Origin of the sequence: Exiguobacterium sp. PvP048, assembly GCF_040549175.1 — a bacterium.
GTDB lineage: Bacteria > Bacillota > Bacilli > Exiguobacteriales > Exiguobacteriaceae > Exiguobacterium_A > Exiguobacterium_A artemiae.
Genome location: NZ_JBEPSU010000003.1, coordinates 43,615 through 68,733 on the forward strand (window position 1 = coordinate 43,615; position 25,119 = coordinate 68,733).

Genomic DNA, 25,119 nt, shown 5'->3' on the forward strand with positions numbered 1-25,119 from the left:
GACCCGGGGTATAGTCAAAAAAAGAGGGGGTCATTCTAATGAAGAAGATATATTTGGTACCGGTTCTTGGTCTTGCCCTGTTTGCCGCAGGATGCGGCAATTCGGACAATCAGGAAACGGAAAAAGTCGAGGAAACGACAACGACAAATGATAATTCGATGACGGATGACAGCACGATGAACGACGATACGTCAGGTACACAAGATCAGGATACAGTGACGGACAATGCCGACAAAGATTACGGATTCGTCAGTCTGTCAGTTGAGGCAGATACTTCGGACATGATGGACGCCGTCGACATTAGTTATGACCGTGATAACGACGGGACGGAAGCCGATTACAAGATGAACGGTGAGCAGGCGCAAGGCAATGAAGCGATGAAGACGCTGGATGCCAAGCTCGACGAACTGAACCTTGATGCCGATACGTCAAATGATGACGCGATTGCTCAAGTCGAGAAAGTCTTTGGCATCAATGACGCGACCCGTCTTGAAATCGAGATCGAGTTTGCCGATGGTACAGAAAAAGAATTTAAGAAGTAAAAAAAAGAGGTGCCAAGCGGCGCCTCTTTTTCTTTTCTCTCTATGATATGATGAGAACGTATTGTAAAATATTTCAATCGGGGGTTTTGAATGATGGAAATCACAAGCGGTACGACGGAAGAAGGGCAATGGATCCGGGAACAACTGATTGCTTATAACCGACAACACGTTCCGGCAACGCTCTTTACGGAAACGGAACCATATTGCTTTTTGGCATGGGATGAAGACGAGCAACTCCTCGGCGGTGTTACGGCAAGTTATGTGTGGAATCATCTGCAAGTGCACTTTTTGTGGGTCGACCCGGAAAACCGAATCGGCGGTACCGGAAAACAGCTGATGGCAAAAATCGAATCGATTGCCGAAGAAAAATCATGCAGTAAGATCTTGCTTGATACGTTCAGCTTTCAGGCACCGGGCTTTTATGAAAAACTCGGATTCGAGGAATACGGTCGTCTGCCCGATCATCCGGCGGAAGGACAGACCCAGTACTTTTTCGTGAAGCATTTATGAGTGTTTAGCGTTGGTAATGATAGACCCAGGCCGCCATATAGGAAAGCGTTCCTGCTGTTAAGACGAGCGCAATGGCGTAAAATGAAAAGTTTGGAAAAATCGACATCAGCGGAACATCAAATAAAAAGCAAATCATTAGAGCGGGTAAAGTAATTAAAAAAGTCACATAGGCGGCGCGTGTTGCCTTTCCTGTGATCACTTCTTCCCGTTCATCTTGATCAGAAAACTCTGTAGTCGACGACGACCACTTGGAAAAAGAACTCTTCTTATCTGTTCGCATCCAGTAGCCGGTGACCGAAAGACCAATTGCGACCAGTATGACAGGAAGAATAATGGAAAGGTCCAGTGTCAGATTGAAGCCGGTTCCTTTGACCGGATCATTTTGAAAAACATTTAGTTGATCGTGAATAGAACTAATGAAAATAGCTGCCAAAAAATACATACAAATGTTTAAACACGACTGAATGATGACACGTTTCATTCCGATTCCTCCTCCAAGTAGAAAATCGATTCGACCGGACGCTCGAACACCCGTGCAATCTGCATCGCAAGCAACAGAGATGGGGTGTAACTGCCTTTTTCAAGCGAAATGATGGTTTGACGCGTAACACCAATCATCTGAGCAAATTGTTCCTGCGTCCATCCGTTGCTGCTCCGCAACGATTTAACCCGGTTCGTCAGCTTCATCACAGTTTCTCCTTCATTAGTTGGTATTTAAATTGTAAAGTATGTTTTACATTTTGTAAAGTTCGTTTTACATGTGAACAAAAAACAGACTGTTACTTTTTTGAGACTCTTTATCAAAAATCATCGAACCTCTTGAATTATCGGAATATTCAACCGATAAACGGGTAACTTACACAAAACGATGACGGTTGGCTTAAAGAGAGAAAGGAGGCGCCGACATGATGCCGGAATTGTTACCTGACGAGCGTGAACTCGAGCGAAGGATTCGAATCGTCCATTTGCTGCGTAAACTCGGGAAATCCGACGAAGCCATCGCCAAATCATTATATGTTTCCACCGAATGGGTCCAGTCGATCTTTGATGAAGACGACTGGCAACATATGCAATCATCCTAAGGAACAACGAACAGAGTGTCGGATGACGCTCTGTTTTTTTTGTTTGCTTCTGTTAAAGAGTAGGCGGTCGAATTGTTTTTCGGTACACTAAGAAGGAAATCACTGGAAAAAAGCGGTCAACATGCGAAGAATTGCCATCATCGGTGCCAGTTTAACCGGTTTGTACACTACTTGGCGTCTGCAGGAAAAGTGATATGAGGTCACGCTTTTTGAGGGACGTGATCAGATCGGCAGGCGGATCGGGCAGGCTTCGCTATCAGTTGACCCGTTTATTCGAACCGGAAGTCCGATCCACGTATTGTTTTTTATCAGGACTGGGCAAAGGAAATGGAGACAGCCACGTTAGCCGACGATGACTCGTTAATCGAAATTCCCGTCTATGAAGCGATTGAGCTTGAAGGATTGTGGAGAGATGCGCTGACGTTACTCGGAACGGAGAGTGACCCGGCGTTCGGCGACTATCTCGAAGGGGAGTTACAATCGGTCGAGCGGTGGTTAACACATCTCGTTTGTACATGAAACGAAAGGGTGAGTAGGAATGGAGATTAGGGTTAAAGTCTTTCACTATGATGTTTTTACGACAACACCGGGTAAAGGGAACCTGCTGGTGTTGTGTTAAACAGTGACGCCCTATCAACAGAGCAAATGCAATTAATTGCAGCGCAAACAGGCTTTACGGAAACGACATTTGTTAGTCGATTAAACGAATCTGTTCCCCGCTTCAGATATTTTTCACCGAAATCTGAAATGAACCTTTGCGGGCACGGCACGATTGCTGCCTGGACCGCGTTGCAAGAGCAAAACTTTAATTCCGAACGTAATCAACTGATTGAGACCAAAATTGGTCGGTTAAATATTGGGGAAGTACGAACCCCAAAAGGAATTCAAGTACAGATGCAACAGGGAGTAGCACAATTTTCTTCAGTTTTAAAACAGTTTCCGGAAGCATCGATTCACCCGATTTGTCTTGAAACCTATTTGGCGGAAGCTGATATGCATGGTAGACATTTTTCTGCAACGCAGTCTGGAACAAAGGAAGATCCGGTGACAGGTACCGCAAGTGGCGTTATGGGGGCATATTACGCTAAATACATAAATCCACAATCCTGGGGGCGACATACCTTTCGAGTGGAACAGGGACATGAAATGAAACGCGAAGGATTAGTAGAGGTCACAGTCAACTATATTGCAAAAAATTGGGAAGTAATGATTGCAGGGGTTTGTGTCAGAAAAACATCTCGCATACTCATTATTTAAAAAATGGAGGATCATCATGCAACAATCAAAAGATACGTTTCACCGGGCATTCGGTACATACGGCATCTATTATAATGAAGGAAAACTGCTCGTCATTCATAAGCAGGGCGGACCGTACACGTACCGGTACGATTTACCGGGCGGCAGTCTGGAAGATTTTGAGACGTTACCGGATGCACTGGACCGTGAATTCCAGGAGGAGACCGGGCTGACAGTCCGTTGCAAACAGTTGCTTGGAACGTTCGAATTTTTCCTTCAGTCCGACTGGCACCGGGCGTCGCATCTGCATCATATCGGCGTGTTTTTCCGTGTGTTGGAAGTAGAGGGTGAACGGTCTGTAACAAAGACGTTTGACGGGCAGGATTCGACAGGTTCGTCCTGGGTCAGCCGGGCAGACGTCGATGCGTTGAACGCGTCACCGCTTGTCTTAAAAGCCTTTGACTATTTGGAAAATCCGGAAACAGACAAACTGATTCGGATACAGGACTGGATCGTCCGACAGGAGGCGACACGGTGTACCGGCATGTGATCTGGGATTATCCATCATATCCACGTGAAGGATTTGAATAGATTATTTGATTGATACTCAAAAAAAGCCCTTAAAAGTTGGAATGTTACGTCCAATTTTTAAGGGCAATGTATGTTTATTTTGAAGATATAGCATCCGTATCCGACTAATGAATAGACAGTATGTAAGACATTCAAAGATTATGTTTAGAGAACTTATGTTCGTTTTATAACACAATTCAAACAGGGCTTCCCTTACTTATTTTTCATAATATTAGTATAATCCATGCGGAAATATAAGTCTAGTTCTTTCTGTGTCGTTTTCTTATAGTAAATTTACACGAGAAAAGCGCTGTTCCGTGTATGAATTGAAATGAGGGGACTTAAATTATGGAGAAATTTTCTTGGGATTCAAACATTAAAGTCAGATTAGCAGGAGAGGGTCTGTTCAATTTATTATTTTGGATGTATTTCCCGTTTATCACAGTCTATTTCGGACAAACATTAGGTTTGCAGAAAGCAGGACTTCTGATGACGCTTCCTCCTCTGCTGAGTATCCTAGGGAGTTTAGTCGGTGGAAACCTTGCGGATACTTGGGGAAGACGCCCGGTAATGCTCGTTGGAACGTTTCTCCAAATGAGTATGTTCGTATTGTTTGCAGTCTCAACATCATATTGGATCGACTATGTCGCTTTTATTGGGATTGGAATCGGAGCTGCGTTTTATCGTCCTGCTAGTTCTGCTATGGTGGCAGATATTGTTCCTGAGAATGCATTACGATCGGTATTTGCGACGTTTTCGACTGTGAACAATATCGGAGCGGTTCTTGGTCCGGTGATTGGAGCTGTTTTCTTTTTTCAACATCGCCAAACCTTACTTTGGACGTGCGCTGGTATTCTTTTGCTGTATTTGTTGACGCTGTATTTCATGACACATGAAACGGTTCCCCTTGAAAAGAAGAAAGAAGACGTAACTTCATCTATCAAACATTCCTTTCAAAAAAGATGGTCCGGGTACCGCATTATTTTTCAAGATCGAGTTTTTATGCTGTATGTGCTTGCAGGAATTTTTTCCTTGTTTCCGATCATGCAACTTGATCTCTATTTGCCGATTTATTTGATTGAGGAGGTACCCGCGCAGTCTCTTCTATCTTGGGTGGAAGATCCGATTCGTCTGACGAGCCAGTTATTGTTCGGATGGTTGGTCGGGTTTAACGGTCTTTTGTTTGTGCTCTTGATTCTTCCGGTTACAATTTCGCTAAAACATTGGTCAGAAAAACGTCTGTTTATTGTATCTACCTTGTTTGCAGGGGGCGGAACGTTTTTAGTCGGTATGAGCAGTAATATCTTGTATTTATTTTTCTGTACCGTCATCTTTACGCTGGGGGAAATTATTCGGACACCCGTCACGCAGAGTTTCGTGAGTCATTATGCCCCTAAACATGTGAGAGGACAGTACTTAGCAGCCGACAGTCTGCAGAACACACTTGGAAAAACGCTTGCTCCGTTGACTGTCTATTTGTCAGGAATCCTGTCGCCGATTAGTATTTTTGGCGTCATCCTATTCTTTTCTTTCGTCGGTGTCGGATTATACCTTTGGTTATTCCGGCTGTACGATACTGCTCGTCGACCGAAGATGGAGGACAACTCCAAAACATCATAATTATTGGGAGGTTCTCTTTAACAATCAGTAAAAATGACGGCAAAAAAACTCACATATCTACAAATACGTGAGTTTTTTCTATTTTATTTATCAATATTATGACGTTTTTTCTTCAGCCGTCAGATCAGCCGGCTGTTGTTCCCGCCAAACGAAGGTCAGGGCGATGCCGATGGCAAGCATGACGGTCGCGAAATAAAACGGGTAGTTGAGATCGACATCAAACAGGATGCCGCCGATTACCGGTCCGAGAATATTCCCGATGCTCGTAAACATTGAGTTCATCCCACCAACGAAACCTTGTTCGTTTCCGGCGATTTTCGACAGATACGTCGTGACCGCAGGACGCATTAAGTCAAAGCCGACGAAGACGACCATCGTCACAAGAATAATCGAGAGATAACTTGTCACATACGTCATGACAAGTACGAGCAACGTTGAACCGATCAAGCTGTAGCGGATGAGACGAATCTCACCGAACCAGCGCGTCAGACGTTCAAATAAGCCGACCTGGAAAATGACACCGACGATGGCACCGAGTGAAATCGCGAGCGCGATGTCTTTTGCCGTAAAGCCGAACTTCCGGTCGACGAACAAAGCGAACAACGATTCGAATGAAGCGAGACCGAACGAAGAAATCAACAACACCATGAAGGCGATGAAGTAGAGCGGTGAAAAGATTTTCCGGAAACCGTTTTTTTGCTGCGGTGTTGTCGTCTGTTCATAATGGCGTTCCGGTTCGCGTAACGTAAAGACCGACAAAACCATTGCCGTCAAACCAAGCGCTGCGGCAAAGAAAAACGGGACACGAGTACCAATATCCGCCAGGAAACCACCGATTCCCGGACCGATGATGAAACCGGTCGAAATCGCCGCTGACATGTAGCCGAGGGCTTTTGGACGGGTTGCATTCGTCGTGATGTCAGCGATGAATGCTGTGACAGCCGGCATGATGAAGGCGGCACTGACCCCGCCCAGAATCCGCGATGCGAATAAGACTTCAACCGATTGACCGAGACCAAATAACAGTTCTGACATGCTGAAGATGAACAGACCGATAATGATCATCGGCTTCCGGCCATATTTATCAACGGCACGACCGGCAAGCGGCGATAACACGAGCTGGGCAAAGGCGAATGCCGAGACCATGTAACCGACGGTCGAACCGGAGATGTTCAGTTCGTTCATGATGGTCGGGGTAACGGGAATGACAAGACCAATTCCTAAAAACGCGATAAAAAGATTAAGCAGCAGGGTGCCTAAGATCAATTTGTTATTTTGCATGGTGAATTCCTCTGTTTCTTTTTTAGTTAGCGGATAAGTCCCCGCCAAAAAATTGGCCAGACGGCAGTAAAACGTCGTTGATAGGCTTCGACACCATTGTAGACGAACTCCGTCATCGTACCTTCCGTCACCGTCAAGTAGGCGAGCGCGGCACTTTCGTAATCATCCGAATATAAGATCTGTTCTTGTCGGTCGCGTTCCCGCAACAAACGGGTCAAGTGGCGTTGCATCGAATCAAAAAACGGATTAATCAAATCCGTTACTTCCCGCTCGAGTTTGACAGGCGGGAAGTAGGCAATCCGTAAAATGAATTTCAGCTGATCATTTTGGGTGCTTTCCTCGAGAAACCAATCAAAAAAACCTTTTAGGCTCGCTTCGAGCGAGAGATGGCGCGTCGAGATGAAGTACGTGGCGAGATGTGTTTTCTGTGTCTCGAGCGCATGTGTCATCGCTGTCAGAAACAAATCGTCTTTTCCACGGTAGTGGGCGTAAATCGAAGGTTTTTTGATGCCGACTTCCTGGGCAATCTCTTGTAAGGAAGCGCCTTCGTAGCCGTGTTGTGCAAAATGCCGCAGGGCAGTTTGCAATAATAATGAAGCTTTCATTCATTCACCTTCCTAACGGTCGTTAGTTAACAGCCTAACAGATTCAAAATGATTGTCAAACAAAAAAGCCGAAGGTCGCGGGGACCTCCGGCTTAACACATTTAATTATTTGTTGGCGATACGACCGCGTGAAGCGACACGTGAACCTGTGATACCAGCGATTGATGTCACGATCATCGTTAAGATGAGAGCGACGAAGCCCCAGATCGAAACTTTAGACGCTGTTTGTGTTGCTTGTTGCCTGATTTAAGCCGTCGACGAAAAATGAGATTAACAACTAACGTAACCACAACAGCAAGCGCTCTGTAACACGGGGAGTGCTTGTTTTTTTCTGTTTCAAAATATATTTTGAAAGCGCTTCATAAAATGATTGACGCGGCACGTTTTCCATCGTATTCTAGTAATGAAAAGAATAAACCATTCAGGATTGTTACTGCGAAAGCAGGCAAAACCTAAATTGATATCTGTTGCGTGTTGCGGCGATGGATATGAATTTAGGTTTTTTCTTTTCAATACGATGCTTAAGGGTGGAGGTGAGGGATTCCGTGCAAATCGTGAAAGTGTTTAATAACAATGTCGTGGCGATTGAATCGAACGGACAGGAACACGTCGTCATGGGGCGGGGAATCGCGTTTCAAAAACGGATGGGCGATGTGATTGACGAATCACGGATCGAGAAAGTCTTTACGCTCGAGAGTAAAGAGAGCCGGGAACGGTTCATCGATTTTTTAAACGAGATGCCGCCAGCTGAAATCGAGACGGTTAAGGAAATCGTCAAGATGGCTGAAGCCAGACTCAACAAATCGCTCCATGACACAGTGTACGTGACACTGGCCGATCACATTCATTATGCGCTGTCACGGTATGCAGATGGTATCCTGATTCGGAATCCGCTCGTCTGGGAAGTCAAACGGTTTTATGCGCCGGAATTCGCGGCCGGTAAAGAAGCGGTCCGGCTGATTAATGAACGGCATAATGTCCGTCTCGAGGAGGAAGAAGCCGTTTCGATTGCCCTGCACCTGGTCAATGCCTCGATGTCCGGCGTCAAAGGTGAAAGTCTCCACATCGTCACCGAAATGACGGAGGCGACGCAGGCGATCATGACGATCATCACCTATCATTTTCAGGTCGAACTGGATGAAGAGTCCCACGCGTACGCCCGTTTTTTAACGCATCTCAAGTTTTTTGTCCAGCGGATTGTCTCTAAATCGATGCTGAAGGCAGGGGGAGACGAAGAATTGCATGAAATGGTCAAATCACGTTATCCGCTCGCTTTTGAATGTGTCGAAAAGATTGCCAGTTTGATTACCGGAAAGTATGACTATGCCGTCTCAAAGGATGAGCGGCTTTACTTGATGATTCATATCGAGAATCTCATGAAACAGAATCGTGCGTAAGGATGGTTACCGCATCGACGGGCCAAACCTAAAGGATTACAGGTGTTTTTCACTTGTCGTCGTTTAGGTTTTTTTATTCCAAAAAATCATGAATGGAGTGAGTCAGGTGGGCAAATATCAAACGCTGGCGCAAGATATCGTCCGATTGGTCGGGGGCGAAGACAACGTCAAAACGGTTTTTCACTGTGCGACACGGTTACGTTTCAAACTAAAGGATGAACAAAAAGCGGATGCCGAAGCGTTAAAACAGGTCGACGGTATCATTACCGTCGTCAAGAGCGGCGGACAGTTCCAGGTCGTCATCGGCAACCATGTCGGCGATGTTTACAACGAACTGAATGGAATCGGTCAGGAAACGTCGGAAGAAACGGAAAAGACCAGTTTATTCAACCGCTTCATCGATACGATTGCCGGTATCTTCACACCAATCCTCGGACCGATGGCAGGAAGCGGACTGTTAAAAGGGTTGCTCGCGATTCTTGTTGCGACTGGCTTATTGACACCGACGATGGGTACGTACATCGTCCTGAACGCGACGGCGGACGCCCTATTTTACTTCCTCCCGGTCGTCCTCGGACATTCGGCAGCAAAAAAATTCGGCGGCAATCCGTATATCGGGATGATTATCGGGGGCGCGCTCGTCTATCCGTCGATCGTCGCCCTGCAAGCTTCCGGTGAGAGTCTGACCTTCCTGACGATTCCGGTCGTTCTGATGAGTTATGCTTCATCCGTCATCCCGATTATCTTGGCGACGCTTGTCTCATCAAAACTTGAAAAATTCTTTAACCGTCACTCGCATGAAGCGGTCAAAAACTTTACGACACCGATGCTCGTCCTGATGATCGTCGTTCCGGTAACGTTCCTTGCGATCGGACCACTTGCAACATACGCGAGCCAAGGGCTTGCAGCCGGTTACTCGTTCCTCTACAACTTGAGTCCGGTCATCGCGATTGCCTTCATCGGCGCCTTTTGGCAAATCTTCGTCATGTTTGGTCTCCACTGGGGACTGGTCCCGATCATCATCAATAACCTGGCCGTCAACGGTTTTGACACGATTACAGTCGGTGTCCTGATGGCGACATTTGGTCAGGTCGGTGCCGTCTTCGCGATCACGATGCGGGCAAAAGATCCGAAAATCAAAGGACTCGGAACGTCTTCGACGATTGCCGGCATCTTCGGCATCACGGAACCGGCAATGTACGGTTTGACGTTGCCGCGGAAAAAACCATTCATTTTCGGTGTTGTCGGTGGAGCGGCCGGCGGTTTGGTCGGCGGCGGGCTCGGAACAGCTTCCTACGCGATGGGCGGACTCGGGATTTTCGGTATTCCGGTCATGATTCCGCAGGACGGTCTCAACTTGACGTTCTGGGGTGCACTGATTGGTCTTGCTGTCGCGACACTCGTGTCGTTCGGACTGACATACTTCTTTGCCCGCGACAACGAACAGGTGACGCAAGAAATACCGACGATCAGCGAACAGGTTGGCTTACCGGTCCTCGCACCGGTCAAAGGTGAAATCATTTCACTTGAACAAGTCGATGATGCCGTCTTTTCAAGCGGCGCAATGGGAAAAGGATTAGCGATCATTCCGGATGAAGGTGTCGTCTATGCCCCGTTTGACGGGGAAGTCGTCACGGTCTATCCATCGAAACATGCGATCGGTTTACGGTCGGACACCGGCGTTGAAATTTTGATTCACATCGGTCTCGACACCGTCCAGCTGAACGGTCAACACTTTGAGTCGTTCGTCGAGAGTGGTCAATCCATCCGTGTCGGTGATCCGTTGATCCGCTTCGATATCGAGCGGATCAAACAAGCCGGATATGACGTCATCACACCAATCATCGTGACGAATACAGCGAGTTATCTCGACGTCTTACCGACGTATCAAGGAACGGTCGAACCGTCACGCGATGTCTTACGCATCTTAGTCTAAAACCAATCAGAGGAGGAATTATTCATGAAACAGATCAAATCCGATTTTCTATGGGGCGGCGCAACGGCTGCCAATCAACTCGAAGGGGCGTACGCAACAGACGGCAAAGGATTGTCGATTGCTGACGTTATGCCGGGTGGCAAACACCGGATGCAGGTCATCCATGATCCGCAGTTCGATTTCGAGTTAAAAGAAGAGTATACGTATCCGAATCATGACGGCATTGATTTTTACAGTCACTATAAAGAAGACATTGCCCTGTTTGCCGAAATGGGCTTCAAAACGTACCGGATGTCGATCGCCTGGAGCCGGATCTTCCCGAACGGGGACGAAACGGAACCAAATGAAGCGGGTCTGCAGTTTTATGACAACGTCTTTGATGAATTGCTGAAACACGGCATTGAGCCGCTCGTCACGATTTCGCATTACGAACTGCCGCTCCATTTGGCAAAAGAATACGGCGGCTGGCGCGACCGCCGGCTCGTGACGTTCTTTGAACGCTACAGCCGGGTGCTGTTCGAGCGTTATCAAGGAAAGGTCAAATACTGGCTGACATTTAACGAAATCAATGGTGCCCAGTTCATGCCGATGCTCAGTCTCGGGATGGCGGTCCGCGAAGACGAAAACATGTTGCAGTCGACCTATCAAGGCCTGCATCACCAGTTCGTCGCGAGTAGTCTGGCGACGAAGGCCGCCCGGGAAATTGATCCGACGATGCAAATCGGCTGCATGCTGATTGCCGCTCCGGTTTATCCGTTCAGCTCAAACCCGGTCGACGTCCAGTTCGCCCTGGAAGAAGAACGGATGATGAACTATTTCTGCGGGGATGTTCACGTCCGCGGCGCCTATCCGGCGTTTGCCGACCGTTTCTTCACTGAAAACAATATCGAACTCGTTCTCGAAGACGGCGATCTCAAACTGTTGCATGACTACACGGTTGATTTCTTCTCGCTCAGTTACTACATGTCGCGGACAGAAAAAGCGGAAAAAGACGGAAATGATGCCGGCGGGAACATCATGAGCGGTGTCAAGAATCCGTACTTGAAAGCGAGCGACTGGGGCTGGGAAATCGATCCGGATGGTTTACGGATCATCTTAAATAAATTATATGACCGCTATCAGGTTCCATTGTTCATCGTCGAAAACGGACTCGGTGCCTACGATGAAGTCGAAGCGGACGGTGCGATTCATGACTCGTACCGGATCGCGTATCTCGAAGGTCACTTGAAAGCGATGATGGAAGCGATCGAGGACGGTGTCGAGATGATGGGGTATACAAGCTGGGGCTGCATCGATCTCGTCAGTGCGTCGACTGGTGAATACAGCAAACGCTACGGATTCATCTATGTCGACAAACATGATGACGGGTCGGGAACACTGGCGCGGTCGCGGAAAGATTCATTCTACTGGTACAAAGAAGTCATCGCTTCAAACGGTGCGGTACTGACGCAGACATCAGTTTCAAAATAAGCAAAGACCGGCGTCGCAGAAGCGACGCCGGTCTTTTTTAATCAATTATTCTGCCCACCATAAGGCATCATCCGGTTTTTTAGCAACGGCTTGCAGTTCTTTTTCCGTCGAGACGGTCGGGTGGGAACCTTTTAAGGCTTTACCCGATGTGCTCTTGAAGAAGAAGAAGAACGTGATGAAGCCGATCACGCTGACGGCTGTCAGGTAATACGCCGGAGCGAGTGGATTTTGTGTCGCATGGACGAGCCAAGTCGAGACAAGTGGTGTCGTTCCGCCGAAAATCGAAACGGAAACGTTAAACGTGACAGACAATGTCCGGTAACGGACGTCTGTATAAAAGATACTCGGCAACAGACTTGGCATCGTTCCTTCGAAGATGGCGAGGAAGAATCCAAGAATGAAGATTCCGATTCCGACGAACAGGAGTGGCTTCAGACCAATCAGGTAGAACGAGAGAATCGACAGAATCGACAGACCGGCCAATGCAAACAGGACGATGTTCCGATTGCCTTTTTTGTCGCTGAGTTTACCGAAAAAGTAGGCGAGTGGAATCATGATGAACATGACACCGGTAATCAAAATCGTACTCGTTGAGCTTGAGATGCCCATGACTTCATTCAGGTAAGAAGGCATATACGACAGTAACATGTAGTTCGTAATGTTGAAGAATGCAACGGCGATGAAACAAACGATGATATCGCGTTTGTGGTCCCGGAGAATTTCGCGGAACGACGCCGGTTCTTCCGTATTTTCATTGATTTCATTTTCGAAAATTGGTGATTCATCGAGGTGGCGACGCAAGTACAGACCAAACAGTCCGAGCGGTGCCCCTAAGATAAACGGAATCCGCCAGCCCCACGATGCCATTTGATCGTCGGATAACGTGACGAACAGCACAGTCGCAAGAATCGAAGCTAAAATGTAACCACCGAGTGTCCCGATTTCAAGACCACTTCCAAGGGCGCTTCGTTTATTGTCCGGTGATGATTCCGCGATATAAACCATCGCACCGGCATATTCACCGCCGGTTGAGAAACCTTGTAGAATCCGAGCCAGTAACAGTAGAATCGGTGCCCAAATCCCGATTTGATCATACGTCGGTAACAGACCGATGAGCAGGGTGGACGCTGCCATCATGACGATGGTTGTCGTCAGGACAACCTTTCGTCCAAGGCGATCTCCGATTCGTCCGAAAACGATTCCGCCGATTGGTCGCATTAAAAAAGCGATCGCAAACGTCGCAAAGGTAAAGACAAGCTTCAGTTCATCATTTTCAACAGCACTAAAGAAGTTTTGACTGATGATGATTGCGAGATAGGAATAAAGACCAAAATCGAACCATTCCATCGCATTCCCAATTCCGGTCGCGTAGACACTTTTTTTGGTTTGCTTCATGTCGACGACATTGACTTTTTCTTTTCTGAATTTCATAAGTTCTGTTCACTCCCTTTAATAAGTTCGTATCGTAACATAGTAGGAAATGAAGTCAAGTCGCTAAGCCGCTTAACGACTTGGAAATGACTAAAAACGGCTCTGTGCCGGGAGTTGTCAAACCGTTGAGACTGTAAGGAAGACGTCTTGTCGTCAAGATAAATGAAAAAATATTAATTTTTTTCATTTCTTTTCACAAAAATGACACGTTTCTCATTCGTTTTCATTTTGTTTGTCCGTCAAGAATCCGCCCTAAGCAGGAGGTTAATTTAAGGGAATGATTGGTAAAGTTAAATGGATACATAGATGAATGAAGAGGGGCAGGATGACATGAATACGCGACGCATGGGAAAGTGGCTGGCAGGTTTGTTAGGTGTGGTGATCATCAGCGGAACGGCTTGGTATTATCTGTTTGAGACGTCACAAGTGAACGGTTTTCCGATTCCACGGACGGGGACGGTCGAGGAAAAGCCGGAGGGTTTATTAGTCAAGACACATCTCGTGTCGGAAGTCGAAGGACCCGGCGTATTATACGAAATGCGGATCCGGCAAGCCGGCTGGAAATGGGTCGACCGGGAAGGACTGGCCGCCTGGTATGAAAAAGACGGCCGAATGATCGAACTGACGACATTTGATGATGAATTGTTTCTCGAACCGGCTGAACGTGCCGGCATCGAACAATAAGACAAGCGGAGTCCCTATTCACAGGGACTCCACTTATTTTGTCTGCTCAATTCGCATAGAGCAGCTTTTTCGTATCTTTTTCGTAGACCCGGTAATCAATTTCGAACGCCTGATTCCGGGTCGTTGTCACCCGGCAATAATACGGAACCTTCTGGCCGTAAGCCTCAAGATCCGGTCCGTCACGGAAAGAAAATGTGTCGTTGGTTTCCGTTAAGGTGATGTCGATGGATGTTCCTTTTGACTCAGACGGTTCCAAAACACAGGCACCTTCTAATACCCGGTAATCACGAAACACCATCTCGGTGAAACTCGGCAGCGTGATCCAAAGACACAGCAATCCGAGCAACAGGACACCCGTCCACTTGAGCTTCTTTAAGAAAGCATATTGCTTATTGCCGAAGTGAAGCACAAGCACGTAACTGGCCGGTAAGACAAACGCGACACCCAATAAGAAAATGAAAAAATAAGAGAGGATTTCAGGATTCATTTGGATACGTCCTTTTCAATCCGGTCATTCAGACGAATAGAGTAACCGGTTTGTCTTAACATCATAGAGCCGGTAAGAGATCTCAAATTCATGATCTTTTGTGGTTGTCACGTGACACGTATACGGGACGTCCGGTCCGTACGCACCGAGGTCGGCCCGATCCAAGAAACTGAAATAGTCGCCTGTTTTATCGTAATAAAGGTCAAGCGTCCGCGGTGAGGATTGATCATCGTATTCCACCGTACATGTTCCTTTGATTGTCGCATAGTCATGATAGAAGACGTATTTCAGACTCGGAGCCGTATACCAGATGAGTCCGACGCCGAGTAAACACATGAAAACGAGTCGGCCAAACGTAGAAAATTCGATTCCGGTATCCTCGCGGAGCCAGAAGTATAACAAGATGCTCAAGATTATACAGACGATCCCGCCTGCGAAAAGTGCGTAAAAAAACAATATTTCTTCATTCATGCGACCATCCCCCTCATAAATACAAGCCGTTCGCCTGAACGACGAATTGCGAGTGTTCATAATGATAGGTGATGACGGAATAGTCGAACGGTCGGCCGTTCGTCAGGTGGAAGATTGTCTCGACCGTCAATGCCGGATCACCGGCTGTCAGCTCCAAGTGGGTTGCGATTGCGTCCGGCAACTTACCGACATGCATATACATGTCCGAGAACCCGATGTTCAGTCCGAGGGCCGTCTCGAGGTACTCAAAGATCGATTGTTCGACGATTTCCAGGTTTAAGTAAGGCACGATGGTTTGACGGTAATAGGACTCCTCAAGACACATGATCTGCCCGTCGATGTAGCGGGTCCGTTTAATGAAATAAACCATGTCACCGGTCGTACAGCCGAGGTTTTCAGCAACCGCTTCCGGGCACGGGATCAACTCAAACGACAGGACTTTGGATCGGATGTCGTGCTCGACGAGATTCTGCTTAAAGCCTTGCGTCGAAAACAGCTCGATATAGCCTTTCCGATTGGTCTTCCGAACAAAAATCCCGCTGCCGCGGACTTGAAAGATGATGCCTTTTCGCTCCAATAATTCCAGTGCTTTTGTCATCGTCGTCTTGCTGACCGCAAATTGACGGATCAATTGATCGAGAACCGGTAATTTATCTCCTTGCTGTAATGCATGTTGCTCGATATAGGCTTCGATTTCCGTTGCCGTCTGTTGGTATTTCAGCATGGTTCACCCTCATTTTCCAGTAATTGTTCTGCTTTTTTACTATAGCATAAGACGATTTCGAACTAAATAATACGAATAATTAAATTGAATATGTATTGATAAATTGTACATGTACAATTATAATGAGAACGTACGATACGGATTTACAACATAAGGAGGTTCAGGGATGAGTAAAGTGCGGGATTATCAGCAGCTGGCGCATTCGATTTTAGAGGCGGTTGGCGGCGAGGACAATATCATCAGTGTCGCGCGTTGTGCGACCCGGCTGCGTTTAGTGTTGAAACGGTCGGATGCAAAAGCGAAAGATCAAGTCGCTGCCTTACCGGGCGTCATCACGGTCGTCGAATCAGGCGGTCAGTTCCAGGTCGTCATCGGGCAGCATGTCGGGGAAGTCTATGAAGCGTTTCGACCACTTGTTTCATTAGAGGACGGGAATTCGGATCAGGGAACCGAAGCACCGAAAGGGACCATCTTGAACCGGATCATCGCAACGATGTCCGCCGTCTTTGCACCGTTCGTCTATATCTTAGCGGCAGCCGGTATCCTGCAAGGGGCACTCATCTTAATTTCGCTTGTGTTTAAAGACTTTGCCGCGACGGGAACATATGAAGTGTTCAGTTTCATTTCGTGGGCACCGTTTACGTTCCTGCCGATTTTCATTGCCATCACGGCAGCGAACCACTTTAAAGTCAACCAATTCATCGCTGTCGCCTGTAGTGCGGCACTCGTCAGTCCGACATGGGCTGAGATGGCGGGACGGATCACGTCAGGCGAGTCGATTTCATTCATCGGTATCGCTTTATCCGGAACGACGTATACGTCATCGGTCTTGCCGCCGTTGTTCCTCGTCTGGTTGCTGTCTTACCTCGAACGGTTCCTGAACCGGACGATAAATGATGTCATCAAACCGTTGTTCGTCCCGTTCTTCTGTATGGTCATCATGGTCCCGTTGACGATTCTTGTCATCGGTCCGATCACGACACTCGGAGCGGAAGGAATTGCAAACGGATACAATTATTTAGCGGAAAATGCACCGGCGTTGGCCGGATTGATTATCGGCGGTTTTTGGCAAATCATCGTCATCTTCGGTGTCCACTGGGGTGTGACGCCGATGGTCCTGGCGAACTTCGAACAGTATGGTCGGGATTCGTTCCAGGCCTATCAGACGATTGCCGTCATTGCCCAAGTCGGTGCCGTCATCGGTGTCATCTTAAAAACACGCAACAAAGAAACGAAAAAGGTTGGTGTCTCAGCTGGTCTGACCGGGATTTTCGGAATTACAGAACCGGCGATTTACGGGGTGACGCTACGCTTTAAGAAACCGTCGGCTTGGACGGACAGCCGTTTACGTTACACGTTGAAGACGGAACGCATGTCGAAGCGGGGCAAACGCTGTTGACGTTCGACGCCGCAATGATTGAACAGCACGGTTTACAGACGATTACACCGGTCATCGTCACGAACGCGTCGAGTTACGCGGAAGTGTTGACGACAAACACTGGAACGGTCGAAGCCGATACAGAACTTTTAACGATCGTGAAATAAGAGAGAATAAAAGGAGGAAATGAAGATGAAGACATTACCAAACGATTTTTTATGGGGCGGGGCACTTGCTGCGCATCAATTTGAAGGCGGCTGGAACGCCGGCGGTAAAGGACCAAGCGTCGTCGATGTCATGACGGCTGGTGAACACGGGGTGGCCCGCCTGATTACCGAGACGATCGAAGAAGGAACGTTTTATCCGAACCATGAAGCAATCGATTTTTATCACCGTTATAAAGAAGACATCGCGTTATTCGCCGAGATGGGATTAAAATGTCTCCGGACATCCATCGGCTGGAGCCGGATTTTCCCGAACGGGGACGAAACGGAACCAAATGAAGCCGGTCTGCAGTTTTATGATGATGTCTTTGACGAATTGCTGAAACACGGAATCGAACCAATCATCACGTTGTCACACTTCGAGATGCCGTTGCACCTGGCCCGCGCATACGGCGGGTTCCGCAACCGGAAAGTGGCCGAGTTCTTCGAACGGTTCGCCGAAGTTTGCTTCACACGCTACAAAGACAAAGTCACGTACTGGATGACGTTTAACGAAATCAACAACAAGATGGATGTCGAAAACCCGTTGTTCCTCTGGACGAATTCCGGTGTCAAAGTCGAGCCGGGTGAAAACGCGATGGAAGTCATGTATCAGACCGGTCACCACGAGCTGATCGCGAGTGCTCTTGCTGTCGCAAAAGGAAAAGCGATCAATCCCGACTTCCAGATTGGGGCGATGATTTCCCACGTGCCAATCTATCCATACTCATCACATCCGGAAGACGTCATCCTGGCGGAAAAATCGATGCGTCAACGGTACTTCTTCCCGGACGTTCAGGCGCGCGGGTATTATCCGAACTATGCCTTAAAAGAGTTTGAACGCGAAGGGTATCAGATTCCGATTCTCGACGGCGACGACGAAATCTTGAAAAACGGAACCGTTGACTACATCGGCTTCAGTTACTACATGTCGACGACCGTCAAACACGACGCGACTGTCAACAATACAGGCAACATCGTCAACGGCGGCCTTGCGAACGGTGTCGAGAATCCGTACATCCAGTCGAGTGACTGGGGCTGGGCGATTGATCCGGTCGGTCTCCGGTATGTCTTAAACCGGCTCTATGACCGCTATCAGCTCCCGCTCTTCATTGTCGAAAACGGCTTTGGGGCCGTCGATACGATTGAAGACGGCAAGATTCATGACGCAGCGCGGATTGATTATCTGAAGACGCACATCGAGGCGTTGACGGAAGCGGTCACGGAAGACGGCGTTGAATTGATGGGCTACACACCATGGGGCATCATCGATATCGTGTCGTTTACGACAGGCGAGATGAAAAAACGTTACGGGATGATTTACGTCGACCGCGATAACGAGGGCAACGGATCGATGGAACGGATGAAAAAAGATTCGTTCGACTGGTACAAACAAGTCATCGCGACAAACGGTCAAAATTTATCTTATAACAAAGCCGTGCAACGTTAAGCCGGCCGACCTCCACCTGAACACGGGTGGAGGTTGTTTGTTATATCCAAAAAAGACTTGCCGGAACAAGGGAAAGACGGGATGATGAAGAAGGAATCATCCATTTTTTGTATGGATTAATTGAAAATCATCCTAAATACAGGATGATTCAAAAAGATGACGGAGGTTATACATATGTTTACAGTTACTGAATACTTGGCTTCCATCCGAACGAATCTCGCACCACACACAGAGACGTTGGTCAATCAGTTAAAGACAGTCGCGGAATTGACTTTTGCAGCAGATGTCGAGTTGCTTGATTTTGCAGCCTTTATCGAACCGTTGAGCCATGAGGTATCGATTACGCTCTTTTCGATGGACCGAGACGCCAACGAAGTATTTGAAGAAGAGGGAACACCGGGTTTTGCCGGCAGTAGATCAGTGCTCGATGAAATTGTCTTTATGGACGTACCGGACGACCAATCTGAGGCGTTTGATGCTTTTTATGAAGAACACGAGGAAACGCTGCTTGAAGAGGAACAGCGCCTGATCGGAGAATGGTTCCGTACCTGCTTTGAGCAAGCCGGTGGCGCTGCTGTGGAGTTGCCGTGTTACTTCGGCGTTCACGATGAAGGGCAGACACTTGATTTAAAACGGAATGTCTGGATGGACGAAGAAGAAAAATGGAACTGATACCTGACTTAAAGCACGTCGAAATCGGCGTCAGTATCGCCACCGTTTGGGAATTCGAGGCGGCATTAAGTTACTTTGACGTAAAAGAAACGGAACGAACGACGTATCCGTACGGAGAATACTTTTCCCGGACGATCAAAGGGACACCGGTCATCTTTTTCAGTACCGGTGTCCGCAAAGTGAACGGGGTTGGTGCGAATCAGTATATGCTGGCGCGTTTTCCACTTCAAAAAGTGCTTGTCGTTGGGACGTGTGCCGGCATCGACGAACGGTTTGACATCCTCGATATCCTCATACCGGACCGTGCCGCTCAATATGACTGTACGGTCAAAGAGATCGAACCGTTGCTTAAACCGTCGTTCATCGTGGAAATCGATGTGCTGAAATATGGCATGAAAGGCAACGGGACGATCGGTACGGCTGACCGTGCCGTCGTCATGTGGAACGATTATCTCGAACTGCAGGCGAACGACATTATGATTGCCGATACGGAAGCAGCGGCGATTGCCTATATCTGCCGGAAAAACGACGTCGAATGTATCATCATTAAAGGCATCTCGGATGTTCCGACGGACGAGACGGATCTTGATCCGCTTCAGTCAAATCAGGAACAGATCAATGTCTACATCGCCAATACACCGAAGGTTATGACGAGGATTTTTGACGACTATCTGCACATATTCATTTAAAAGGAGTGCCGTTATGAAAAAACGAGTTTTTTGTTCGGTCACGATGGCGCTGATGCTTGGCGGATGTGGAACCGGACAACCGAAAGAGCCCGACTTCCCTCGGTATACGGGCGAATATTTACACATTGCCTATATCGGGAAAGCACCGGAAGTTCGGGAAGACAACGTCCGTTTAAAGGAAATTTCATTCACAGAATTAAAAAATCGTAAGCAGGTCGCTTCGACTTTCGACGCGGTCATGATCATGCCGAACAAGTTACTGGAAGCGGATCAAGGCGAGTATGCCGGCACCTACCTGAAAATGCGAATTCCGACGTTTTTCATCGGATCGAATAAGGGGCATGTGCCGTTTATCGCGGACTGGATTTCGTACAAGGAAGCGGCGGGAGAGACGACCGATTATGCAGCCGGTTACTTAAACGGGAAAACGACTTTGTTTTGGACATACGGGTTATACAACGATGTTAAAACGAAGAGACATATTACCGCCATGTATTCGAATGTCTTTCAAACGGTGGAAACGGTCAAAAACAAACGACAGCAGTAACAGAAAAAACGCTGTTCCGGCATCACGTCGGAATAGTGTTTTATGTATGAGATTGCGTCATGATGAGAAACGTGGCATGCGTCGTCGAAAACGCGGCGTGGCGTTGAAATCCGAGCTGTTCATACAGGTGAATCGCCCGTTCATTAAACGAAGCGACCGTTAAACGGAGCGGTAACGCCGATTGCGCTTTGACCGTATCAAGGACAAACGAACAAAACGCAAATCCTGTCCCTTGTCCGGTCAGTTCGGGCTGCCGGCCGAGTCCGATATCCAAATGGTCATCTGGGTACAAATGAAGCGGGCGACCAGGTGGGACTTGCGCAGAACGGCCCGTACAAAAGAAGCCGACGAGTTGTTTGTGAGCGATGACGGCCTGATAGGAACCGTCAAGCAGTTCAGCATATGCCTCCTCCGACTTTTCCATGTTGTAAAAATCGTACGGCGGCGGATAGGTCCACTTCAGAATGGCAGTTGCCTGATCAACGGTCATCGGGACAGCTTGAAAGGTCATAACGTATACCTCCGGATATATTTTTCTCCACTGTATCGCATTCCTGTTATTTTTTCTATATAATGTAAAAAAAAGAACGGGGGAACGAACATGACGACAACGGAATTTTACCGGCACTTACCGGTCCTTAAGACCGAACGATTGGTGCTGCGGCCGCTTCGAGCAAGCGATCTTGATGATTTATTTGAATACACGCAGGACGAGGAAACCGCCCGTTACGTGACGTGGAATGCCAATCAGACAATTGAACAGGCCGAACAGTTTTTGAACTATGTCCTGTCAAACTATGACCAGGGGAAAGAAGCACCGTGGGCGATCGTTTGGAAGGAAACCGGCAAGATGATCGGAACAATTGATTTCATCCACCTGTTGCTCGACGACAATAAACAGACGGAACTCGGGTATGCGTTATCGCGTCAGTTCTGGGGCAAAGGAATCGTCACGGAAGCCGTCGCACGTGTCATGGCCTATGGTTTTGAAGAACTCAAGCTCGAGCGGATCCAGGCGCGGTGCATGGAGCCGAACATCGGTTCAGCCCGGGTGATGGAAAAAGTCGGGATGACGTACGAGGGAACGTTACGCCGATTAATCTTCATCAAAGGGGCGTTCCATGACGTCAAGATGTATGCAATATTACGGGATGAGTATGCCGCAGTGACGCAAAAGACAGAATCCAATTCGAAACAGCATCAATGAGATGAAACCCCCAAACCGGCGAACCGGTTTGGGGGTTTTTTGATTAGATCGTCTGTTCAACGGATGAAGCATCCACAAATTCAACCATGTGCGTCTCTGTATCGAGAATCCGTGTCCGTGGATCATCTTTTGAGAAGAAAATCGCTTCGCCGGTCGCGTCAAAGGCAAACGCCGTCGGAATCGAGAAGCCGCAATTGCGGTAAGAGCCGTCGGCGTGACTCGTTCCGAGGAATAGTGCCGATTGCTGGCGGCTGATGCGCCGGGCTTCGCCGGACCAGTCCGTGTATTGTTCCTCACTGAACATCCCGACACCGATCGGATTAAAAATGATGTCGACTTTGTCCTGCTTCAGACCGTCCAGGCCGAGGAAAATCTCCCGGCAAAGCAGATATCCGGCAGCTTGTCCGGCAACAGTCGCCGTCGACGGCGTATAAAGTGGACCGGCTTCCGGTGTCTTCGCCCGGTCGAGCAGAATCTCGCCTGTTGCATTGATGATCAGGGCCCGGTCCAGGCGATCCGCATCGCGGTACCCGGTCACGATGACGGTCGCGAATTGCTTCGCCAAGTGACGTAACGTCTCGACATCCGTCTCGCGGCAGTAACCTTCCGGATACAGCAGAAGATCGATGTCCGGATAGGCCGCTATTTCACGTTGCAATTGTTCGAGTTGTGTTTCCTGTTTCGGTTGGCCGATTAAAATCTTCATGTTAGCACGTCCTTCTATGTATTACGAAATTTGTTTGGTCGTCTGATCGTCCCGGAAAAATGCTTCCTTGTCCGGTTGCAGGACATGACGGATCAGTATGAGACTCAGCAGTGAAAGCAAAACAGAACCGGCAATGATGCTGAAACGAAGCGGGAACAGGTCGCCTGTAAAGCCGATCGCTAAAATCAACAGAATCTGGATGACGCTTTGACCGAGACCATACAGACTCGTGAAGCGGCCGATCAAAGCTTGCGGGACATTGTTTTGATAAAACGTCATGAAGCCGGTTCCGGCAAAGGCATTAAAAAAGCCGAGCAGTAAAAATCCGACCGTCACGATCAGAAATGAGCCGGCAGTCGCATACATCAGGTAGCCGATTGCGACGAACAGATAACCGCTGACGAGTAATGTCTTGAGCGACAGCCGGTTTGCAAAACGGGCAACCGTCAGACCGCCGAGGACGGAACCGATTCCCGTGATGCTGATCAGAAGACCGTAATCGGTGGCGGTCAAACCGACGACCGTTTGCAGAAAGACGACTTCCTGAGCATCCATCGCAAGTGCGAGACTCATCGACAAAATACCGACCAGGTAAATTCGGCTGACAAACCAGTTGGTCCGGCTGAACCGGCTGACCATCCGCCAATCGGTTCTAATATTCGACAGGCGGACGGTTGACAGAGTCGCATGCGAAACGGACGGCAACGTCAGGAGTAGTACCCCGGACACGAGAAATGAACCGGCATTGATCCAGATGGCGACATCGGGTGTCGCAACAAGTAACAGCAGACCGGCGAGTGCCGGACCAATCAAAAAGGCACTGGATGTGATCAGACCTCGGTACGCATTAAACGACTTGCGTCCGCTTTCCGGAATCATCTGCGTCAGATAACGGATGGCGGCCGGTTCAAAAAATGCTTTGACGAACGCCAGTCCAAACAACGTCAGGTACATCATTGGTAAGGACGATAAAAAGGGAATCAAGGCAACAAGCAGTGCCCGGACCAGATCGGTTCCAATCAGCCAGCGTCGGACATCGGCCCGGTCAACCACGCTGCCAGCCCGAAATTTCGTCAACAGGGCGGCGAGCGGACCGATGATCCAAAGACCGGCAACTGCGGCGGCAGAACCGGTCAGTTGATAGAGGTAGACATTGATCGCGACGAGGTAAACAAAATCTCCAAACTGGGAGATACCGAATGAAGCCAAAAGAGTCGAAGAACGAGACAACCAAATCCACCTGCTTTTCCAGAAGCATTTTACCAAAATTATACAGGTTGTCCGATTAGTATGCCAGACCCATCTCTTAAGCTGTTGTTCCGGAAATCAAGTGCTTTTGTTTAACAAGTGACTGCAAAAGCGAACTGATGACACCGAGTGTGGCGGGAATCAAAATTAATATAAAAGCAAACAGGATCAGACCCGGTGCATCATCCCGATCGGCGACGATGAACATGACCGGAAACAGACCGACTGCGACACAACTGATAAGGATAAAACAGATTTTAATTGTGCCGAAGGAAGAAGAGAGGACATTCGCTTCAGCCATACTTCCCTTAAGCGACCGGAGAATTTTTAAGACATGAACCAGGATTAGCAGACTCGGAATCAATGCGAGCAGTCCCGCCATCAAGATGAAATAACCCGGTTTATCGAGTAAGACTTCCAGTGAGAATCCCCGTTGTGCTCTTTTAATCAGCAGGGAAATGGCGACTCCCGCCAATCCGAACAGACTGATCAACAACCCGCTGCATACAAGTTGCAAGTAGACAAAACGCCATTTTTTCATCGGCCGTTCCTCCTTTCTTTCCTTCAGTATAGTCCATCTTTGTCCGGAAAATGACCGCCTGAAGGATGAGAAAAAAACTTTTTCGTTAATTCAAAGCAAAGTACTCGGAATTAGTTTGAACGTATGTTACACTGGGAATAAGAAAAGTAAGGAAGTAAGGAAAATCAGACAAAGAAAGAAGGAAGTTCGGAATGGAGCTATCCAAGTTGACGTCCAAAGGGCAAATCACGATCCCGAAAAAAATTAGACAGGCGTTACAAGTAGAGGAAGGAGATCGCGTTGCCTTCATCGAGGAAGACGGGTTTGTCATCATGGCGAAAGCGGATTTACAACAGCTGCATGACCTTCAAGATATTTTGAGTGACGAGAAATTCAAATCACTCATCCAAAAAGCACATCATCACCTGTAAAATTATCAGATTGACCAACTAA

The 25,119-nt window shown here is 48.0% G+C and carries 30 protein-coding genes and 1 pseudogene; 19 read left to right on the forward strand and 12 right to left on the reverse strand.

The window, feature by feature from the left end:
• The first annotated feature begins 38 nt into the window (after positions 1-38).
• Together ABIC15_RS07920 and ABIC15_RS07925 are read left to right on the forward strand one after the other, a co-directional pair.
• A complete protein-coding gene (locus ABIC15_RS07920) occupies positions 39-542 on the forward strand; it encodes a YusW family protein (RefSeq protein ID WP_354020388.1) in 504 nt (167 codons plus the stop codon).
• Positions 543-632: 90 nt separating this feature from the next.
• Positions 633-1,052, forward strand: coding sequence for a GNAT family N-acetyltransferase (locus ABIC15_RS07925; RefSeq protein ID WP_131504094.1), 420 nt, complete (start codon positions 633-635; stop codon positions 1,050-1,052).
• 4 nt (positions 1,053-1,056) lie between these two features.
• Here ABIC15_RS07925 and ABIC15_RS07930 read toward each other — a convergent pair whose 3' ends face one another.
• Together ABIC15_RS07930 and ABIC15_RS07935 are read right to left on the reverse strand one after the other, a co-directional pair.
• Positions 1,057-1,533: a hypothetical protein gene (locus ABIC15_RS07930; protein ID WP_354020389.1), complete on the reverse strand. Its 477-nt coding sequence runs from the start codon at positions 1,531-1,533 to the stop codon at positions 1,057-1,059.
• The gene (locus ABIC15_RS07935) at positions 1,530-1,739 is read right to left on the reverse strand and encodes a helix-turn-helix transcriptional regulator (protein WP_014970328.1); all 210 of its coding nucleotides are present in this window, start codon (positions 1,737-1,739) and stop codon (positions 1,530-1,532) included. Before ABIC15_RS07935 ends, ABIC15_RS07930 begins: the two co-directional genes overlap by 4 nt.
• Positions 1,740-1,957: 218 nt before the next feature.
• Here ABIC15_RS07935 and ABIC15_RS07940 point away from each other — a divergent pair, with 218 nt between their 5' ends.
• From ABIC15_RS07940 to ABIC15_RS07960, 5 genes are all read left to right on the forward strand, one after another.
• On the forward strand, positions 1,958-2,134 hold the full coding sequence (locus tag ABIC15_RS07940) for a hypothetical protein (RefSeq protein ID WP_012370320.1): 177 nt from the start codon (positions 1,958-1,960) through the stop codon (positions 2,132-2,134).
• 327 nt (positions 2,135-2,461) lie between these two features.
• Positions 2,462-2,653 (forward strand): hypothetical protein, encoded by a 192-nt coding sequence (locus ABIC15_RS07945; protein ID WP_354020390.1) that lies wholly within the window; start codon positions 2,462-2,464, stop codon positions 2,651-2,653.
• Positions 2,654-2,746: 93 nt separating this feature from the next.
• Entirely contained in the window at positions 2,747-3,391 is a 645-nt protein-coding gene (locus ABIC15_RS07950; protein WP_354020391.1) for a PhzF family phenazine biosynthesis protein, read from the forward strand.
• A gap of 16 nt (positions 3,392-3,407) precedes the next feature.
• Positions 3,408-3,920, forward strand: a complete 513-nt coding sequence (locus tag ABIC15_RS07955) for an NUDIX hydrolase (protein ID WP_354020392.1) — start codon at positions 3,408-3,410, stop codon at positions 3,918-3,920.
• Between the two features lie 368 nt (positions 3,921-4,288).
• Positions 4,289-5,560 (forward strand): MDR family MFS transporter, encoded by a 1,272-nt coding sequence (locus ABIC15_RS07960; RefSeq protein ID WP_354020393.1) that lies wholly within the window; start codon positions 4,289-4,291, stop codon positions 5,558-5,560.
• A 96-nt stretch (positions 5,561-5,656) separates the two neighbouring features.
• Here ABIC15_RS07960 and ABIC15_RS07965 read toward each other — a convergent pair whose 3' ends face one another.
• Entirely contained in the window at positions 5,657-6,841 is a 1,185-nt protein-coding gene (locus tag ABIC15_RS07965; RefSeq protein WP_354020394.1) for an MFS transporter, read from the reverse strand.
• 26 nt (positions 6,842-6,867) lie between these two features.
• Positions 6,868-7,446 (reverse strand): TetR/AcrR family transcriptional regulator, encoded by a 579-nt coding sequence (locus ABIC15_RS07970; protein ID WP_354020395.1) that lies wholly within the window; start codon positions 7,444-7,446, stop codon positions 6,868-6,870.
• A 545-nt stretch (positions 7,447-7,991) separates the two neighbouring features.
• Here ABIC15_RS07970 and licT point away from each other — a divergent pair.
• The 3 genes from licT to ABIC15_RS07985 all read left to right on the forward strand — a co-directional run bounded on the left by licT (position 7,992) and on the right by ABIC15_RS07985 (position 12,249).
• Positions 7,992-8,843: a BglG family transcription antiterminator LicT gene (licT, locus tag ABIC15_RS07975; protein ID WP_354020396.1), complete on the forward strand. Its 852-nt coding sequence runs from the start codon at positions 7,992-7,994 to the stop codon at positions 8,841-8,843.
• A gap of 88 nt (positions 8,844-8,931) precedes the next feature.
• A complete protein-coding gene (locus ABIC15_RS07980) occupies positions 8,932-10,779 on the forward strand; it encodes a beta-glucoside-specific PTS transporter subunit IIABC (RefSeq protein WP_354020397.1) in 1,848 nt (615 codons plus the stop codon).
• Between the two features lie 24 nt (positions 10,780-10,803).
• The gene (locus ABIC15_RS07985) at positions 10,804-12,249 is read left to right on the forward strand and encodes a glycoside hydrolase family 1 protein (protein WP_354020398.1); all 1,446 of its coding nucleotides are present in this window, start codon (positions 10,804-10,806) and stop codon (positions 12,247-12,249) included.
• 45 nt (positions 12,250-12,294) lie between these two features.
• On the opposite strand, the gene ABIC15_RS07990 is transcribed toward ABIC15_RS07985, so the two are convergent.
• Positions 12,295-13,680, reverse strand: a complete 1,386-nt coding sequence (locus tag ABIC15_RS07990) for an MFS transporter (RefSeq protein WP_012370326.1) — start codon at positions 13,678-13,680, stop codon at positions 12,295-12,297.
• 330 nt (positions 13,681-14,010) lie between these two features.
• On the opposite strand from ABIC15_RS07990, the gene ABIC15_RS07995 reads away from it, so the two are divergent.
• Positions 14,011-14,364, forward strand: a complete 354-nt coding sequence (locus tag ABIC15_RS07995) for a hypothetical protein (RefSeq protein ID WP_188004279.1) — start codon at positions 14,011-14,013, stop codon at positions 14,362-14,364.
• A 46-nt stretch (positions 14,365-14,410) separates the two neighbouring features.
• Here the strand turns inward: ABIC15_RS07995 and ABIC15_RS08000 are convergent, their stop codons facing one another.
• From ABIC15_RS08000 to ABIC15_RS08010, 3 genes are read right to left on the reverse strand one after another with little or no spacing between them, the layout of a single operon-like run.
• Complete coding sequence (locus ABIC15_RS08000) at positions 14,411-14,851, reverse strand: hypothetical protein (RefSeq protein WP_354020399.1); 441 nt, start codon at positions 14,849-14,851, stop codon at positions 14,411-14,413.
• 24 nt (positions 14,852-14,875) lie between these two features.
• Positions 14,876-15,322, reverse strand: a complete 447-nt coding sequence (locus ABIC15_RS08005; protein WP_214849354.1) for a hypothetical protein — start codon at positions 15,320-15,322, stop codon at positions 14,876-14,878.
• A 13-nt stretch (positions 15,323-15,335) separates the two neighbouring features.
• Positions 15,336-16,046 (reverse strand): GntR family transcriptional regulator, encoded by a 711-nt coding sequence (locus ABIC15_RS08010; protein WP_354020400.1) that lies wholly within the window; start codon positions 16,044-16,046, stop codon positions 15,336-15,338.
• Positions 16,047-16,212: 166 nt separating this feature from the next.
• Here ABIC15_RS08010 and ABIC15_RS08015 point away from each other — a divergent pair.
• From ABIC15_RS08015 to ABIC15_RS08035, 6 genes and pseudogenes are all read left to right on the forward strand, one after another.
• Positions 16,213-17,370 (forward strand): annotated as a pseudogene (locus tag ABIC15_RS08015) (PTS transporter subunit EIIC); the annotation flags it as partial.
• Positions 17,371-17,375: 5 nt separating this feature from the next.
• Positions 17,376-17,591, forward strand: coding sequence for a PTS glucose transporter subunit IIA (locus ABIC15_RS15305; protein WP_483298756.1), 216 nt, complete (start codon positions 17,376-17,378; stop codon positions 17,589-17,591).
• A gap of 25 nt (positions 17,592-17,616) precedes the next feature.
• On the forward strand, positions 17,617-19,077 hold the full coding sequence (gene bglA / locus ABIC15_RS08020; RefSeq protein WP_354020401.1) for a 6-phospho-beta-glucosidase BglA: 1,461 nt from the start codon (positions 17,617-17,619) through the stop codon (positions 19,075-19,077).
• A 174-nt stretch (positions 19,078-19,251) separates the two neighbouring features.
• Positions 19,252-19,749, forward strand: a complete 498-nt coding sequence (locus tag ABIC15_RS08025; protein ID WP_131972781.1) for a hypothetical protein — start codon at positions 19,252-19,254, stop codon at positions 19,747-19,749.
• The gene (locus tag ABIC15_RS08030) at positions 19,740-20,438 is read left to right on the forward strand and encodes a 5'-methylthioadenosine/S-adenosylhomocysteine nucleosidase family protein (protein WP_214764848.1); all 699 of its coding nucleotides are present in this window, start codon (positions 19,740-19,742) and stop codon (positions 20,436-20,438) included. Before ABIC15_RS08025 ends, ABIC15_RS08030 begins: the two co-directional genes overlap by 10 nt.
• Positions 20,439-20,451: 13 nt before the next feature.
• Entirely contained in the window at positions 20,452-20,985 is a 534-nt protein-coding gene (locus tag ABIC15_RS08035) for a hypothetical protein (protein ID WP_354020402.1), read from the forward strand.
• A 40-nt stretch (positions 20,986-21,025) separates the two neighbouring features.
• Here ABIC15_RS08035 and ABIC15_RS08040 read toward each other — a convergent pair whose 3' ends face one another.
• Positions 21,026-21,496: a GNAT family N-acetyltransferase gene (locus ABIC15_RS08040; protein ID WP_214849350.1), complete on the reverse strand. Its 471-nt coding sequence runs from the start codon at positions 21,494-21,496 to the stop codon at positions 21,026-21,028.
• 90 nt (positions 21,497-21,586) lie between these two features.
• On the opposite strand from ABIC15_RS08040, the gene ABIC15_RS08045 reads away from it, so the two are divergent.
• Complete coding sequence (locus tag ABIC15_RS08045; RefSeq protein ID WP_214764846.1) at positions 21,587-22,192, forward strand: GNAT family N-acetyltransferase; 606 nt, start codon at positions 21,587-21,589, stop codon at positions 22,190-22,192.
• A gap of 43 nt (positions 22,193-22,235) precedes the next feature.
• Here ABIC15_RS08045 and ABIC15_RS08050 read toward each other — a convergent pair whose 3' ends face one another.
• The 3 genes from ABIC15_RS08050 to ABIC15_RS08060 form a co-directional block, all read right to left on the reverse strand.
• Complete coding sequence (locus tag ABIC15_RS08050; RefSeq protein WP_214849349.1) at positions 22,236-22,898, reverse strand: hypothetical protein; 663 nt, start codon at positions 22,896-22,898, stop codon at positions 22,236-22,238.
• Positions 22,899-22,919: 21 nt separating this feature from the next.
• A complete protein-coding gene (locus ABIC15_RS08055; RefSeq protein WP_354020403.1) occupies positions 22,920-24,128 on the reverse strand; it encodes an MFS transporter in 1,209 nt (402 codons plus the stop codon).
• 76 nt (positions 24,129-24,204) lie between these two features.
• The gene (locus tag ABIC15_RS08060; protein WP_354020404.1) at positions 24,205-24,687 is read right to left on the reverse strand and encodes a DUF2975 domain-containing protein; all 483 of its coding nucleotides are present in this window, start codon (positions 24,685-24,687) and stop codon (positions 24,205-24,207) included.
• Positions 24,688-24,878: 191 nt separating this feature from the next.
• On the opposite strand from ABIC15_RS08060, the gene ABIC15_RS08065 reads away from it, so the two are divergent.
• Entirely contained in the window at positions 24,879-25,097 is a 219-nt protein-coding gene (locus tag ABIC15_RS08065; RefSeq protein ID WP_012370339.1) for an AbrB/MazE/SpoVT family DNA-binding domain-containing protein, read from the forward strand.
• The last annotated feature ends 22 nt before the right edge of the window (positions 25,098-25,119 follow it).